This is a genomic window from Microcystis sp. LE19-84.1B (assembly GCF_027531875.1).
In the GTDB taxonomy this organism is placed as follows: Bacteria; Cyanobacteriota; Cyanobacteriia; order Cyanobacteriales; family Microcystaceae; genus Microcystis; species Microcystis panniformis.
The window spans coordinates 1-14,801 of record NZ_JAPZSR010000287.1 but is presented as its reverse complement, the minus strand read 5'-3'; the positions used below and the strand labels follow the sequence as shown (position 1 = coordinate 14,801).

Here is a 14,801-nt window from a genome sequence, read left to right as displayed (position 1 = left end):
AAGCACGATTCTCTCAAAATCTTGCAGCTGTTTCGCCAGAAAAGCCACAAAACCCTTACCTTGCCTACATTTCACATTTATTCAGCAAGCCCTAAACAAAAACTCTCGATCGAGCGATCGAGAGTTAACCATGAACAAAAAATTTACCTAGACTACAGTAGCAGCCTTACGGGCAGCGGCGGCCTCGTCGGGATGAATACCGAGACGGGTGAGATTGAGACGACCTTTACTATCGATCTCCCGTACCTTGACTAACACCTCATCCCCCACGGCCACTTCATCTTCCACCTTACCGACGCGTCCCTCGGCCAATTGGGAAATATGGATCATTCCCTCTTTCCCTGGCAAAACTTCCACAAAAGCGCCGATTTGGATAATGCGAGTCACGCGACCGAGATAGACCTCACCCTCATTGAGTTTGCGGGTCATATTGTAGATCAGTCGTTTAGCTTTTTCGGCCTGTTCCCCATCGGTAGAGGAAATAGTCACAGTCCCATCGTCATCGATATCAATTTTCGTGCCGGTCTGTTCAGTAATCCCTTTAACCGTCTTACCACCTGGCCCGATGACTAACCCGATCAGATCCGGATCGATCTTGATCGTCAATAACCTCGGTGCGTGGGGAGATAATTCCGTGCGGGGTTTTTCTAGGGTCGCTAACATCTTCTCTAGGATATGTTTGCGGGCCGGTAAAGCTTGTTCGATCGCCTTGGCCACCACTTCCATGGTTAAACCGGGGATTTTCATATCCATCTGGAGAGCGGTGATGCCAGAATCAGTGCCAGCCACCTTAAAGTCCATATCTCCCAGAAAATCCTCGATACCCTGGATATCGGTCAAAATCCGCACTTCTTCCCCTTCTTTAATTAAACCCATGGCCGCACCGCTAACGGGTTTTTTCAGGGGAACACCGGCATCCATCAGCGCCAGGGTAGAACCGCACACGGAACCCATGGAGGTGGAACCATTAGAAGAGAGGACTTCCGACACCACCCGCAGCACATAGGGAAATTCCTCCTGGGGGGGAAGGACAGGCACGATCGCCCTTTCCGCTAAAGCACCGTGACCGATTTCTCGACGGCCGGGAGAACGCATGGGACGGGTTTCACCGACGGAAAAGGGTGGGAAATTGTAGTGATGAAGATAGCGCTTTTCGTCTTCGGGATGGAGATCGTCCCCCAAATCCTGAGCATCACCGGGGGTGCCTAGGGTGGCGATCGAAAGCACCTGGGTTAAACCGCGATTAAACAAACCGCTACCGTGAACCCGACGGGGTAAAACTCCTACCCGGCAAGAAATCGGCCGCACTTCGTCCAGTTTACGACCATCAACCCGCACCCCATCCTCGATAATTTGGGCGCGCATCAGTTTTTTGGTCAGATCCTTAAAGAGATTACCGATTAACTTCGGCTCTTCCAGCGTTGGAGATTTTAAGGGATCTTCATCGGGGAGAGCGGTTATAGTTTCCTTGATCCGATTTTCGATCGCCTCTAATTTCTCATCCCGTTCGGTTTTGCTGAGGGTAAACTGGCAGAGAATCTGTTTAATTTCCTCTTTAGCTTGTTCTTTCAGGAAATTATGCACGGTTTCGTTTACTACCGGCGCTTCTCGGGTGACGAGGGGAATACCCAACTGATCGATCAATTCCCGTTGAGCGCTGATCAGGTCGCGCACCGCTTCATAACCAAAATCGATCGCCTCAATAATATCCCGTTCTGGTAACTGATTGGCTCCCGCTTCGATCATCACCACCCCTTCGGGACTACCGGCCACCACTAGATCCAATTCTCCGTTATGGATTTCCTTGTAGGTGGGATTGATGATAAATTCATCCCCTAGTAAACCGACGCGCACCGCTGCCATCGGTCCTTGGAAGGGGATACCTGCCAACAAAACCGCCACAGAGGCCCCCGTAACGGCCAAAACATCCGGGGGGACTTCCTCATCCATCGAGAGGGTCGTAGCGACCACCTGAATATCATCCCGTAGCCAACTGGGGAATAGAGGCCGCAGGGGGCGATCGATCAAACGACCGGTCAGAATTGCTTTTTCCGGGGGACGACCTTCACGACGCAAAAATCCTCCCGGGATGCGCCCGGCGGCGTATAATCTTTCTTCGTAATCAACGGTTAAGGGCAGGAAATCTACTCCTTCTCTGGCTTTGGCTGTGGTTGCTGTCACTAAAACCGCCGTTTCTCCCGATTGGATCAGAACACTACCGCCAGCTTGGGGGGCTAAAAGCCCTATTTTTAGTCGAATATCCCTGCCATCAAAGGATATTGACTTGTCAAACTCTTCCATGTAAAGCTATATTCCTTTCTTTCACTTTTCTCTGTGCTGTGGCAATCCTAGCATTTTTTGTCCCCCTTTCCAGCAGGTTTAGTATTCAGTGATCAGTGATCAGTTATCAGTGATCACTGATCAGAGTTGAGTTTTCAGTTCGCTGATTACTCTTTACCGTTTACTGATCACAGCAAAAAAGCTCGCCACTTCCCCACTTCCCCAATCCCCCAATCCCCCAATCCCCCAATCCCCCAATCCCCCAATCCCCCAATCCCCCACTTCCCCAATCCCCCAATCCCCCAATCCCCCACTTCCCCAATCCCCCAATCCCCCAATCCCCCAATCCCCCACTTCCCCACTTCCCCACTTCCCCACTTTTAAACAGAATTTAAGATTACTTGCTCAAACCGGCCAAAAAATGATAGTTTCAGATATAGGAATAATCTGGTTAAGAAAAAAATGTCTTCCCTTGCCGCTTGCTGGCCTAAAAATATTTCTAAGTATTAGCAAAACTGACTGACTGTCAGCAGTTGAGCGGGATTTTTCCGATCTCGAAGAACCCCAAACCAAGAAAATTAAGACAATTAAAAGGATTGCGTCTCTATTATCTGTTAGACGCTTCTAATCCAATGAATTTGCGGGTTATCTTCCAATTAACCCCGTTTAACCCTATTTGTGGCTATCGATTATGGCTGAAAGTTATTTACTAGACAAACTGCAATCTGTAGAACAGACCTACAAAGAATTAACCCGTCGTCTAGCGGATCCCGATGTCACCAGTAATCCGGGTGAATTGCATCGTCTGGCCAAATCCCGCGCTTCCCTAGAGGAAACGGTCAACACCTACGAAATTTGGCAAAAAAGTCAAGAGGATTTAATCGGTGCGAAACAAATCTTCAAAGAATCCGCCAGCGATCCCGAATTACGGGAAATGGCCGCCCTAGAAGTAGCAGAATTAGAGGCAAAAATCGCCACTTTGGAAGACCAATTAACCATTCTGCTGCTGCCCCGGGATCCCCTCGATGAAAAGAATATCATGCTGGAAATTCGCGCCGGGACTGGAGGTGATGAGGCCAGTATTTGGGCGGGGGATTTAGTGCGTTTGTACTCAAAATATGCCGAAACTCAAAACTGGAAAGTTAGCCTTTTGAGTGAATCTCCGGCGGATATGGGAGGATTTAAAGAGGCAATTTTAGAGATTAAAGGCGATAACGTCTATAGTAAGCTGAAATTTGAGGCGGGAGTCCATCGGGTGCAGCGGGTTCCTCTGACGGAAGCGAGTGGTCGCGTCCACACTTCCACCGCTACCGTGGCGATTATGCCAGAAGTGGACGATGTGGAAGTGCATATCGATCCCAAGGATATTGAGTTAACCACGGCTAGATCTGGGGGTGCAGGCGGTCAAAATGTCAATAAAGTGGAAACTGCCGTCGATTTAATCCATAAACCCACGGGAATCCGGGTTTTCTGCACCGAAGAGCGATCGCAATTGCAAAATCGGGAACGAGCTATGCAGATTCTCCGGGCGAAACTGTACGATATGAAGTTACAGGAACAACAGGAAGCGGTCAGTTCCATGCGGCGCTCTCAGGTGGGAACCGGTTCCCGTTCGGAAAAAATTCGCACCTATAACTATAAGGATAATCGTCTCACCGATCATCGCTTAAATCAGAATTTTTCCCTCGATCGCATTTTAGACGGCGATATCGAAGATGTGATTCAATCCTGTATCGCCAAGGATCAACAGGGAAAACTGGCGGAATTAGCCGCTGCCCAAGAGACAGCTTAATCAGAACACAGGAGACTCCGAGACAGGGGATTGTTTTTATTTATGCTCCCCGCTCCCTTCCCCCCAACCCGCAACGGTCAAACCCTTTGCTACTTTTTGGCTTTTTACTTGCTATAATCGATCGTCGAATTTGAGTAGGAGACGGGAGAAAATGGCCGATTGGCAGGAAATAGAGGGGGGGATCACCGCCCCAAAAGGATTTAAATCCGCAGGGATGGCCGCGGGGCTAAAACCGTCCGGTTTGCCCGATTTAGCCCTAATTGTCTCGGAAACAGAAGCGATCGCCGCCGGAGTCTTTACCACCAGTCAAGTGCGGGCAGCTTGCGTCGATTATTGCCGTCAACGCCTCCAAACTAAAGCCAGCGCCAGGGCGATTTTGTGTAATGCCGGCCAAGCAAACGCCGCCACGGGGCAAGCTGGATGGCAAGACGCTCTCGATAGTGCCGCCGCCTTGAGCCAAGTTTTAGGGATTCCCGCCGATGCAATTTTGCTGGCTTCTACGGGAGTGATCGGGCAACGGATTCGCATGGATGCGTTAACCGCCGCTTTACCGACCTTAGCAGGTTTATTGTCGGAAAATGGTGGCGAAAGCACGGCCCGGGCGATTATGACCACGGATCTAGTCCCCAAATCGATCGCCTTGCAAACCACTATTGATGGTCGTCCGGTCACAATTGGGGGAATTGCCAAGGGATCGGGGATGATTCACCCGAATATGGCGACGATGCTCTCCTTTATTACCTGTGATGCCGCAGTATCGACGGTTCTCTGGCAAAATATGTTAAGTCGGGCGGCTAATAAAAGTTTTAATCAGATTACGGTGGATGGGGACACCAGTACCAATGACAGTCTGATCGCCTTGGCTAACGGTCAATCGCGCACCACAGCGATCACAGAAATGGGCCGGGATGCCCAAAAGTTAGAGGCCATGTTAACGGAAGTTTGTCAATACCTAGCCAAAGCGATCGCCCGGGATGGGGAAGGAGCCACCTGTTTAATAGAAGTGCGGGTTTCGGGGGCGGCTGATGATCAGTCCGCTCGTCAGATTGCTCGCACCATTGCCGGTTCTTCCTTAGTAAAATCGGCGGTTTTCGGTCGAGATCCCAACTGGGGACGAATTGCGGCGGCCGCGGGCCGGGCCGGGGTTGTCTTCCATCAAGAAGACCTACAAATCAAGTTAGGCGACTTCGTGATGATGGAAAATGGTCAACCTCTGGCGTTCGATCGAGCTAGTGCCAGTAATTACCTGAAAGCGGCAGCAAGCGGGGCTTATTTACGAGAAGATACCGTTTTAATGTCTATCTGCATCGGTAACGGTTCGGGAACAGGTACGGCCTGGGGTTGCGATCTTAGTTACGATTACGTCAAAATTAACGCAGAGTACACCACTTAAAGCGATCGATTCTGTAAACAGGCTCTCTTGTCCTTGCTGGATTGTATCCCAACAGCTTGATCAACGGTTGACGTTAAGCTCTAGTCTATACCGACAATCTCGATGATCGATCCTGTTGATTACACAGCAGCCAAGAGAGCCGATTACCCGATTAACAGACAAACTTTAATGGTTGGATTTTACTTCTTTTCAACCGACCTCGAAAACAGTTTTGTTAGTCCCTCAGTTTCTTGGCAAAATCCATCTATTGGCGGGGAAAACACTGCATGGTTCCGAAAAAATCACCACGAATTCCTTTAGAATTGCACCAGATTAAGGCTCACGAGTTTTATCAAAAACGGCTGGCATCGGGTAAAGAAGGCAGTGAAATAGATGACTGGCAGCAAGCGAAAGAATATTTTAGCCAACATCCCAGAGCGATTCTTGCTTGGAATCTAAAGATGCCCTATCGCCGGGGAAAAAGGCTAATTAAAAGATTGTTGCTATCGCTCCAGTCTCTTGTCAGAGTTGCTTGGAAACTGCTAATCTTTCCCTTCTGGCTATTTCAGCAAATACCGGGGCTTTTTGCCCGTGAAGACAAAGACAGCCGCACCTTTGCCATTGATGTGGTCAAAACGATTATTTCTGCCCTGGGATTAATTGCTACCCTTTTCGCAGGAATTGGGCTTATTGTCAATTATTTCAATTCTCAAGCGGAAATGCAGCTGACTCAGCAACGTCTGATTACTGAGCGCTTCTCGAAGGCTGTCGAGCAAATCGGTAATCCTAAAGAGGAGGTGGTAATTGGCGGCATTTATTCCCTAGAGCGAATTGCCAAAGATTCTCCCAAGGATCAATGGACAATTATGGAAGTGCTGACTTCCTACATTCGTAAAAATTCCCCCATTCCCTCGAATATTGAACAACTGGAGCCAGAGGAAAGAGAGAAAGCCCTAAAAAAGCTCCCTTCCGTGAGTATTCCAGTTCAGGCCGCTTTAACGGTAATCGGGCGGCGTAAAGTTGAGAATGACCAAGCCGGGGATAATTTGGCTGAAACAACTGACTCTAATAAAATTAAAATTCTTGATTTAAGTGGGACAAATTTGAGGGGAGCCAACCTCAACGGAGCCAAACTCATCAGAGCCAAACTCATCGGAGCCAACCTCAACGGAGCCGAGGATCTTCATCCAGAACAAATTAAATCGGCCTGCTTTTGGGAAAAAGCAATACACACGCAGGCCATGTGGGATGGAGATAAACAATTATGGGTGGCTGCGGATCCAAAAGCCAATCAACGAGAAATCGAGAAACTCAAAAGGGACAAAAACTCAGATCCGCCAAATCTGATCGATTGTACTACTAAATAGGGTCTGCGGCAAAAAGTACGGGCGAAGCATTCGGATAGAAAATCTCCGGTTTCACCGATAGGTTATGCCCAAATGCTTCGCCCCTACAGGACGCGGGCCGATGAAGACGCAAGGTTTGGAAGCACGATTCTCTCAAAATCTTGCACCTGTTTGGCGAGAAAAGCCACAAAACCCTTACCTTACCTACATTTCACATTTATTCAGCCAACCCCAAATAGGGTTTGCGGCAAAAAGCTTTTCCTGGGGGCAGGTGGGGTGTAGGGTTTTAGCGATTTTCATCTGGTCAATTACCTAATTTTCAGGGAAAAAGTCCCGGAATTTTCCACCCGATCACTCCCATATCTGGTACTTTTTGGAAACCAAAAAGTCTAAAAGTTTTACCCAACAAGGTTTTCACATTTATTGAGCAAGCCCTAATTAATCTTTTCAATCACCGCTTGTCCTAGTTGAATCAACTCAAAACCGATAAAAAGGCTTAAAATCACAGTGACAGCCTGATTAAGTAGGGGTATATTGCCTTTGCCTAGAATAGAAGCGACGAATTTGACCACAACTAAAACGAGAGCGCTAACAACGGCGATTTTGACGGCTATCATAGATTAATTTTTCCTCACGGTTAACCAAAGTATACTATGTTCCTGACGGGGTGACAAGCAGATTGAAAGTGAGACAGGGTGTGGAGTGTGGGGGGTAGGGTGTAGGGAGCAACAATCCATAACTGGGTTTTTAAAGTTCGATTTGTCTCGTTCCAAGGTAGAACCTCCGGAAATGCGTTCCAAGGGTTTCCCTTGAAACGAGGTAAGACTATAAAACGATTTGGTGTCATTGCCAAGGATGAGAAAGCTGCCCAATGCACAGGTTTTTGTTAAGAATTGTAAAATGTAGTTAGGGTTTGCTGAAAAAGTTTGTTGGTGGGGTTAGGAGTCAGTAGCCAGTCGTCGGTCGTTTCAGGCTTTGTTGCCCTTCTTTTGTGTACCAGTTTATGTACTAAAAAAGAATAATGCCAGGTTTTTGAATGTCCCAATCCTATATTCTGGCACTAACATCGGATTTTAACAGGTCAAAAGCCTTATTTTAAAAGGGTTTTATCATTATTCAGCCAGCCCTAGTTATATTTATTTGATCAGAAGAGGATTCATGTCTAACCAAGAATCGATTTTTCCATTCCCTCAAAAACCAGTGTATTCCTCCGTATTCAAGTCGATTTTAGCGATAATATCAGTTATTTTAATTATGTTAGCAGTGCTCGGCGGGCTAATGATGGTCAGTTTATCATTATCTTGGCCAGAAGACAATATTTATCGACTACTCCTTGGCTTAGTAGAAGATTTTTTTAACCCCTTTGCTTGGATTAAAGTTCCCACGGTTGCTCATAGCTATCAATTATTATTACCCACAGTTATCCTGCTAATTTTGACGCAGTTAATCATTTTCTTGTCTCCGCATCCGCAAGTTTGGTCAAGATTAGTCATTATTTCTATCACTCTCGCTATCACCCTGCGCTATCTACTCTGGAGGATTCTGGAAACTTTAAATCTTTCTACTCCTCTCAATGGCTTTTTTAGTTTACTACTTTTAGGCGTTGAGATGATGGTTTTAAGTGGTAGCATAATTCAGTTATTTTTAGTCTTAACCACGAAAGATAGACGCAAAGAAGCTGATTTTTATAGCCAAGCAGTGATCAATAAACAGTATTTGCCCACGGTAGATATTCTGATTCCCACCTATAATGAGCCAGCCTTTATCTTAAAAAGAACTATTATCGGTTGTCAAGCCCTTAATTATCCTCATAAAAATATTTATATTCTCGATGATACTCAGAGATCAGAAATTCATCAATTGGCAGAAAAATTAAATTGTCATTATCTGACTCGTCAGGATAGAAAAAACGCTAAAGCAGGTAATTTAAACCATGCTCTCAGACAAACTCAAGGGGAATTAGTGGTAGTTTTTGATGCAGATTTTATCCCTTGTCGGAATTTTCTAGAAAGAACTGTTGGCTGGTTTCAAAACCAAAAAATTGCCTTAGTGCAAACGCCCCAAAGCTTTTATAATGCCGATCCTATCGCCCATAACTTAGGTTTAGAAAATATCGTTACTCCCGACGAAGAATTATTTTATCGTCATATCGAACCAGCTAAAGATGGGGTGGGTAGTCCTGTCTGTGCTGGTACTTCTTTTATTGTCAGAAGAAAAGCCTTAGAGGAAGTGGGATATTTTAATATAGAATCTATCAGTGAAGACTATTTTACTGGGATTGCTATCTCAGCGAAAGGTTATGAAGTTATTTACTTAAATGAAAAACTCAGTGCTGGTTTATCTGCTGAAAGTTTATCAGCTTATTTACTGCAAAGATTGCGCTGGGCAAGAGGAACGTTACAGGCCTTTTTTATCAAAGCTAATCCCCTAAAAATTGCGGGACTAACTCTACCCCAAAGATTGGCACACTTAGAAGGACTTTTATCCTGGTTTTCTCCCTTAGCTCGTTTATTTTCTCTGCTTATTCCTCTCCTTTATACCTTTGGATATATAGTACCTTTGAACATTACCATCGATGAGACAATCTATATCTTTTTACCCTACATGATGCTCCAGTTAGCCACTTATCACTGGTTAAATTCTCGCTCGCGCTCGATTGTTTTTTCTGAGGTACTATCGATGATTATTTGTGTACCAACATCCCTAACAGTTCTCCATGTTCTTTGGAAACCCTTTGACAAAGGATTTCAGGTGACACCCAAGGGAATTGCTCGCAAAAATTATCAATATAATTGGCACTTATCCTACCCATTGCTGTTTTTTCTCACCATTACTTTAATTAGTATTTTCTTTAATTTAAATCATCACAATTATCAAGAAAGTCCCCTAAATTTTGGCTTGATTTTGGCTATATATAACGTGGTTATTATCATGACTGCTCTGGTGGCTTTATTGGAAGCTCCCCTCACCTTAGAAACTCAATACCAATTGTTGGAATCTCCTGTTAACTTGATAACAGAAGCGAATATAATTATACAGGGCAATCTCAAAAAACTTTCGGAAATAGGAGCAGAAATTCACCTGAGGGAACCCATCTACTCAGAAAAATTACTCCTAGATATTTTAGGCGAAGATTTGCGCTTATCTGCTCATCTAGTCAATCTAGAAAAACGAGGCAAAATCTGGCAAGCAACCCTTAAATTCCAGCCACTTATCCTATCAAAGCAGAGAAAACTAATTACTTTTTTATTCTGTCGTCCCCAGCGCTGGCAACCGAAAAATACGGCAGGAGAATTAAAATCCCTTTGGTTGTTAATTATCAGCTTTTTTCGGGGGATAGGCTTGATTTGGCGAGCATTTCTGAATCGAAAAACAGCCCTTTAGTTTAGTCAAAAGTCGAAAATACTTAAGTAGCTGGTTATAATTAAATTAAAAATGGATTTTAGGTTCGATCCCCCCTGCCCCCCTTGATAAGGGGGATGCCGATCCCCCCTGCCCCCCTTGATAAGGGGGGTGCCGATCCCCCCTGCCCCTCTTGATAAGGGGGGTGTCTGATAATAATTTTTAACGCCTACATACTTATCGAAAAATTACTGGCTGATTATCCTATCAACTGGCCTTAGTCTGTGATTTCACTCACAGTGCTATTCCTGTATTCTCACAGTTTTCACTTGACCAAAAATTGATATTATTGTAATAAAAGTAACCATTCTTAGATGGACTGGCTTATGAACAATCGTTTATACCTTCACCTGATGGCTAATAAGGAAAAGGGGTTTGCCTTGCCTCTTGCCGTGTTAATTGGACTCATCCTCATGGTGACAGGAATAACTATGATAATGCGCGCCCAAGGGGACCAATCGAAAGTAATTGCCCAAAAAGTCCGGGCTGATGCTTTAAGAAGTTCCGAAGTTGGAGTGGCTCGCGTGCAGGATCTACTCAATAGCGTTCGAGTTATGGCGACGGTTAATAGTCATTGTGCTTCCGGCGATTGTTGGCAGAACGCCAAATATGATGTGGTTACTGATCCCACCAATTTACAGAAACAGTTAAAAAAATTAGTCGATGCCGCCCCCTCCTGTAGTAATCCCAACGCTGCTGCTACCTTGACGAAAAAAATCGATGAATTAAAAGAGTTGGCTAGTAGTAATTGGGTTAAGCTCGATAATAATCGTTATTATCGCGTGGTTAGATATGATTATAATTCTGTATCCAGCCGGGGAGTTCTCACCCTCGAAGGACGTTCTCGCACCAGTGCCGCAACAGACCTAACTAAGACTGATCCCAATATAGATAGTGACGATAATGCCGCCTCCCGTAACCGCGTGGTGGTAACTATCCCTATTCTTAATGCCCCTACCCCCGCATTTAACCGCACCACGGTCCCAGCTTTATGGATAAGTGAGGGAAATGCGGACGGTGATGCTGCTAAATTTCAAGGGGATGTGGTGGAGGAGGTGGTGAGTCCAGAATGTAAGGCTAAACAAGATAAGATTCAACAGCCCACACTTGAACCCAGTCCCCCCTACAGAGCAGGATTTGTCGGTGTGTTTTTCCCCGATTTACCGAAGATTCCCACTGGCCTTCCCTCTGGTCAGAAAGACCTGGAACTTACCGATAGTCTTCCGCTTGCTCAGAGAACTTTTCCCAGAGACACTGATACCTATTCTACCCGCACGATTGACGGTAAAAGCGTAGAAGTGTACGAATATACCGTTAATAAGATCGACTTGACAGACGAGAAGATTACCATTACTCCGGGGAAACGGGTAGTTTTTTATGTTAAAGGTGATATTAAGGGTGCCATCGAACATAATTGTGCTATGGAGCCTGGCTGTAAATTGGGCAATCTACAGATTTATGCCTATAATGAATCAGGTTCCATTTGTCTGACAGGAAACCAAACACTACAAGCGTTTATCTTTGCTCCTAACTATTCCCTCGGTAAAACTGGTACTGGTTTCACCGGTGCTGCCTGGGGTAAAGATTGGGGCAAAATTTCAGGCTGTCCCTCAACTAGCGGTGCTGTAGCTGTGACCCAAGGGGTACAATGGGCTGACTTAATCGCAGACCTGAGACCCCCATTTCTCCAGCTTGGTGGTATTGACAATTGGTGTGAGGAACCCATCGATACCGCTCCTGGTAAATCTGAGTGTAATTAATTTCGCGACTGCTTCACCCTCTCCCAGTCCCTAAAAAAGTTTAACTTATCGGGTTAATGAGGGGGGTTGAGGATTTCGGTTCAGGACAGGTTTTATTGGTGAAATCACAGCGATAAATTGCCGGTTTTTGCCAACTGAGGGGAATTTCCAGTAAATCCCTCGAACCGGTCATGGCTTGTCCCAGAAAGAGAGCCAGAGCGATACAATTGAGAATTGTATGGGCGATGCGCCAACGATGGGAGCGGTCTTTATAGATATCTTCGACAATTGCCAGAGAGAAAATCATCAGTATTGATGCCGCCATACCGATATAGTAGTGAGACCAATACCATTGGGCCGAGAGTCGCCAGACCCCATCCTGAGCACCGATAATAATTAAACCGATGCCAGTCAAGGTGGCAAAAATTCCGCGCCAGAGAGCTTGTCTAGCGCGGTAGAGACAGACCAAAGAGGCAATGGTGACAAAAAACATCAAAATCACAAAAATGACCTGAAAGGAGTCTAATTTTCCATCTTTTTGTTTATCGACAAAACCATTAAACCCGTAAACGACCGAGTAAGCTAGTGCTAACAGGTTAACCCCTACCACTGTACCCGTTAACCAGCGGCCTAAGCGTAGATGTTCCGGCCCGACCACTGGCGGAATTTTACTTTTATTTCCCGCGTTGGTTTCTAGGCGACGTTGACGGGTTTGCCAAGCAAAGTTAACTACGAGGCCGATAATAGGGAAAACGACCACTATCGCTAGGACAGGATGAATGAGAGCCAGAAAATCGACTAATTGCATATAAATATCCCGAAAATCGTCAGCAGTTGACCAGTTATAGCCTTGTTTTTTTTAGCTTATCGCAGATATCAGGAGCCGGTCGGCAAAAGGCAAAAGGCAGGAGATAGGGTGATAGGGTTTTGGGGATTTCAGTTATCAGTTATCAGTTATCAGTTATCAGAGGCTCTCTTGGGTTTCGTGTGATAAGCAAAATTTATGGCTTTTCAAACGGTCTTTGGATAAGGCTTTCAGTGCTTACTTACCCAAGAAACTATCAAGAATACCCACATTTTCCCACAAAGTACAAGAGAGCCTTATCAGATGTGAGTTTTCAGTTCACTGATTACTGATTACTGTTTACTGATCACTGAAAAACCCACTTCCCATTTCGGACTAGGAACCTCTTTGATTATCGGCTAATCTAAAAGCAGCAATCCCTAGATTCAATCCTGACTATGAAACTGCAAGAACTTTTGACAAATATCACTCCGGTTTCCCCGATTTCTTCTCCTATCGCTTCTATTACCGAGATTACAGGAATTTCCACCAATTCCCATGCTTGTCAACCGGGAGATTTATTTATCGGTTTACCTGGCACTCGCGTCGATGGCGGCGAATTTTGGCGTTCCGCTTTGGAAACCGGGGCCCTAGCGGCGATTATCTCCCCGGCAGCCGCCGCTAAATTTCCCCCCCCGGAGGATGCTTGCGTAATCGTTGTGGCAGATTTAGTTACTGCCACTGCTGCGATCGCTGCCAAATTTTATCATTATCCTGCCCAAACCCTAAAATTAATCGGTGTGACGGGAACCAACGGCAAAACCACCACCACCCATCTAATTGAATATTTTCTCAGCCAAGCAGGGATTCCCACCGCGTTATTCGGGACTCTTTACACCCGTTGGCAAGGATTCCAAGAAACTGCTAATCATACCACCCCTTTCGCTAACGAGTTACAAGCCAGTTTGGCCAAAGCGGTGAGCGCCGGCAATGAAATCGCCGTCATGGAAGTTAGTTCCCATGCACTGGCCCAGGGACGGGTACAGGGTTGTACTTTTCCCGTGACAGTGTTTACTAATCTCACCCGGGACCATCTCGATTATCACCTCGATATGGAGGATTATTTTGCCGCTAAAGCTAAATTATTTAGTACCGATTATCTGCAAGGTAAGGCGATTATTAACGTTGATGATGCCTATGGTCAACGTTTAGTGGCCTCCCTGTCTCCCCAACAGGTTTTAACCTATAGTGTGTCCGATGCTCGTGCCGATTTTTATACTAAAGATTTACACTATCAACCCACGGGAGTTCAAGGGGTGATGGTGACTCCCCAAGGAGAAATAGCCTTTGCTTCTCCTCTGGTGGGTCAATATAATCTAGCTAACCTCTTAGCGGCGGTGGCGGCAGTGTTAGAATGTGGTGTAGATTTAGGGACAGTAATCGGTCAAATTCCCCAGTTTTCAGGAGTACCAGGGCGGATGGAACGGGTTAGCACCGCTCCCGACCAGGATATCAGCGTCATTGTCGATTATGCCCATACTCCCGACAGTTTAGAGAATGTTTTAAAAGCTTCCCGGCCTTTTATTTCCGGTCGGATGATTTGTGTTTTTGGTTGTGGCGGCGATCGAGATCGGACAAAACGACCGTTAATGGGGAAAATAGCGGCCGAATTAGCAGATTTAGCCATAGTTACCTCCGATAATCCTCGCACAGAGTCTCCCGAACGAATCCTTGAGGATATTATCGCTGGCATTCCTTCAGAAATTACCGTACAGGTAATTAGCGATCGCGCTGTGGCCATTGACACCGCTATTCAAACAGCACAACCGGGAGACGGAGTAATTATTGCGGGTAAAGGTCACGAAGATTATCAAATTTTGGGGACGGAAAAAATCCATTTCGATGACCGCGAACAGGCCCGGGCCGCTTTGTTGAAAGGGAAAAAGTGTTGACATCCTCGCCGCCCTAAAAGTGCGGCGATTCCTAAACCTCACGATTTAAGTTTCTGCTTCCACCACCGTCGCATACCACAGTTAAAAAACCATGTACTGTCTTACACAGAGTCCACAGACTTTCGCCCCATTTC

At 45.8% G+C, this 14,801-nt stretch carries 11 protein-coding genes; 7 read left to right on the top strand and 4 right to left on the bottom strand.

The genetic code is table 11. The features are described 5' to 3' along the window. Positions 1 to 147 precede the first annotated feature (147 nt). Positions 148 to 2,301 (bottom strand): polyribonucleotide nucleotidyltransferase, encoded by a 2,154-nt coding sequence (locus O9324_RS16380; protein ID WP_288140733.1) that lies wholly within the window; start codon positions 2,299 to 2,301, stop codon positions 148 to 150. 153 nt (positions 2,302 to 2,454) lie between these two features. Continuing rightward, a complete protein-coding gene (locus O9324_RS16375; protein ID WP_288140732.1) occupies positions 2,455 to 2,658 on the bottom strand; it encodes a hypothetical protein in 204 nt (67 codons plus the stop codon). A 155-nt stretch (positions 2,659 to 2,813) separates the two neighbouring features. Between O9324_RS16375 and O9324_RS27255 the strand changes: the two genes are divergently transcribed. The 4 genes from O9324_RS27255 (at position 2,814) to O9324_RS16360 (ending at position 6,811) form a co-directional block, all read left to right on the top strand. Beyond that, positions 2,814 to 2,993: a hypothetical protein gene (locus O9324_RS27255; protein ID WP_353851723.1), complete on the top strand. Its 180-nt coding sequence runs from the start codon at positions 2,814 to 2,816 to the stop codon at positions 2,991 to 2,993. Continuing rightward, positions 2,972 to 4,072 carry a peptide chain release factor 1 gene (gene prfA / locus O9324_RS16370; RefSeq protein WP_287628161.1) on the top strand — a complete coding sequence of 367 codons (1,101 nt, stop codon included), beginning with the start codon at positions 2,972 to 2,974 and terminating at the stop codon, positions 4,070 to 4,072. The genes O9324_RS27255 and prfA overlap by 22 nt, the downstream gene beginning before the upstream one ends. A 151-nt stretch (positions 4,073 to 4,223) precedes the next feature. Further along, positions 4,224 to 5,465: a bifunctional ornithine acetyltransferase/N-acetylglutamate synthase gene (gene argJ / locus O9324_RS16365; RefSeq protein ID WP_002764602.1), complete on the top strand. Its 1,242-nt coding sequence runs from the start codon at positions 4,224 to 4,226 to the stop codon at positions 5,463 to 5,465. A 266-nt stretch (positions 5,466 to 5,731) separates the two neighbouring features. Beyond that, positions 5,732 to 6,811 carry a pentapeptide repeat-containing protein gene (locus tag O9324_RS16360; RefSeq protein ID WP_288140731.1) on the top strand — a complete coding sequence of 360 codons (1,080 nt, stop codon included), beginning with the start codon at positions 5,732 to 5,734 and terminating at the stop codon, positions 6,809 to 6,811. A gap of 413 nt (positions 6,812 to 7,224) precedes the next feature. Here O9324_RS16360 and O9324_RS16355 read toward each other — a convergent pair whose 3' ends face one another. Beyond that, entirely contained in the window at positions 7,225 to 7,407 is a 183-nt protein-coding gene (locus O9324_RS16355) for a hypothetical protein (RefSeq protein WP_288140730.1), read from the bottom strand. A 541-nt stretch (positions 7,408 to 7,948) separates the two neighbouring features. Between O9324_RS16355 and O9324_RS16350 the strand changes: the two genes are divergently transcribed. Next, on the top strand, positions 7,949 to 10,174 hold the full coding sequence (locus O9324_RS16350) for a glycosyltransferase family 2 protein (protein WP_002769952.1): 2,226 nt from the start codon (positions 7,949 to 7,951) through the stop codon (positions 10,172 to 10,174). Positions 10,175 to 10,518: 344 nt separating this feature from the next. Then, complete coding sequence (locus O9324_RS16345) at positions 10,519 to 11,952, top strand: hypothetical protein (RefSeq protein WP_288140728.1); 1,434 nt, start codon at positions 10,519 to 10,521, stop codon at positions 11,950 to 11,952. Positions 11,953 to 11,992: 40 nt separating this feature from the next. Here the strand turns inward: O9324_RS16345 and O9324_RS16340 are convergent, their stop codons facing one another. Continuing rightward, positions 11,993 to 12,739: a DUF4079 domain-containing protein gene (locus O9324_RS16340; RefSeq protein ID WP_287628339.1), complete on the bottom strand. Its 747-nt coding sequence runs from the start codon at positions 12,737 to 12,739 to the stop codon at positions 11,993 to 11,995. Positions 12,740 to 13,173: 434 nt separating this feature from the next. Between O9324_RS16340 and O9324_RS16335 the strand changes: the two genes are divergently transcribed. After that, on the top strand, positions 13,174 to 14,667 hold the full coding sequence (locus O9324_RS16335) for a UDP-N-acetylmuramoyl-L-alanyl-D-glutamate--2,6-diaminopimelate ligase (RefSeq protein WP_288140727.1): 1,494 nt from the start codon (positions 13,174 to 13,176) through the stop codon (positions 14,665 to 14,667). The last annotated feature ends 134 nt before the right edge of the window (positions 14,668 to 14,801 follow it).

What these genes read in the sequence shown, in the direction of transcription:
- O9324_RS16380 (WP_288140733.1), bottom strand. Translation starts at nt 2,301, where the DNA reads ATGGAAGAGTTTGACAAGTCAATATCCTTTGATGGCAGGGATATTCGA.
- prfA (WP_287628161.1), top strand. Translation starts at nt 2,972, where the DNA reads ATGGCTGAAAGTTATTTACTAGACAAACTGCAATCTGTAGAACAGACC.
- argJ (WP_002764602.1), top strand. Translation starts at nt 4,224, where the DNA reads ATGGCCGATTGGCAGGAAATAGAGGGGGGGATCACCGCCCCAAAAGGA.
- O9324_RS16360 (WP_288140731.1), top strand. Translation starts at nt 5,732, where the DNA reads ATGGTTCCGAAAAAATCACCACGAATTCCTTTAGAATTGCACCAGATT.
- O9324_RS16355 (WP_288140730.1), bottom strand. Translation starts at nt 7,407, where the DNA reads ATGATAGCCGTCAAAATCGCCGTTGTTAGCGCTCTCGTTTTAGTTGTG.
- O9324_RS16350 (WP_002769952.1), top strand. Translation starts at nt 7,949, where the DNA reads ATGTCTAACCAAGAATCGATTTTTCCATTCCCTCAAAAACCAGTGTAT.
- O9324_RS16345 (WP_288140728.1), top strand. Translation starts at nt 10,519, where the DNA reads ATGAACAATCGTTTATACCTTCACCTGATGGCTAATAAGGAAAAGGGG.
- O9324_RS16340 (WP_287628339.1), bottom strand. Translation starts at nt 12,739, where the DNA reads ATGCAATTAGTCGATTTTCTGGCTCTCATTCATCCTGTCCTAGCGATA.
- O9324_RS16335 (WP_288140727.1), top strand. Translation starts at nt 13,174, where the DNA reads ATGAAACTGCAAGAACTTTTGACAAATATCACTCCGGTTTCCCCGATT.